At 43.9% G+C, this 624-nt stretch carries 1 pseudogene; it reads left to right on the top strand.

Going from position 1 to position 624, the window contains the following annotated elements:
* Positions 1–624, top strand: a pseudogene (locus C1H58_RS12500) (hypothetical protein); the annotation flags it as partial.

The following is a 624-nucleotide window of genomic DNA, read 5'->3' as shown; positions in this document are numbered from 1 at the left end:
TTGACTCACTCACTACTCTATTCGAATTTGATTCCGATTCACTTGTTGATACGGAATCACTATTAGCCACTGATGCGGAATTTGAATCACTCACTGATGTCGACTCGCTCTCTAATCGATTTGAATTTGAAACAGACTCACTTGTTGATGTCGACTCACTTGCTACTCGATTTGAATTTGATACTGACTCGCTTGTCGATACCGATTCGCTCTTAGCTAACGACGCGGAATTCGATTCACTTACTGATGTTGATGCACTTGCCGATGTTGATGCACTTGTCGATGTTGACTCGCTCGCTAATCGATTTGATGTTGATACAGATTCGCTTGTTGATGCTGATGCACTCTTAGCTACTGATGCAGAAGCTGATTCACTCACCGACGTTGAAGCGCTTGTTGACGTCGACTCACTTGCTAATCGGTTTGATGTTGAAACTGATTCGCTTGTTGAAACCGATTCACTATTAGCTAACGATGCAGAATTCGATTCACTTGTCGATGCTGACTCGCTCGCTACTCGATTTGAATTTGAAACCGATTCGCTTGTTGATGTTGATGTTGATGTGCTCTCAGCTGCTGATGCCGAGTCGGCCTCACTCACCGATGTTGATGCACTTGTTGAAG

The sequence above is a fragment of the Staphylococcus sp. 191 genome, from assembly GCF_011174885.1.
GTDB classification, from domain to species: domain Bacteria; phylum Bacillota; class Bacilli; order Staphylococcales; family Staphylococcaceae; genus Staphylococcus; species Staphylococcus coagulans.
Note: the sequence above shows the minus strand (reverse complement) of the source record. Positions and strands in the feature narration are given on the sequence as shown.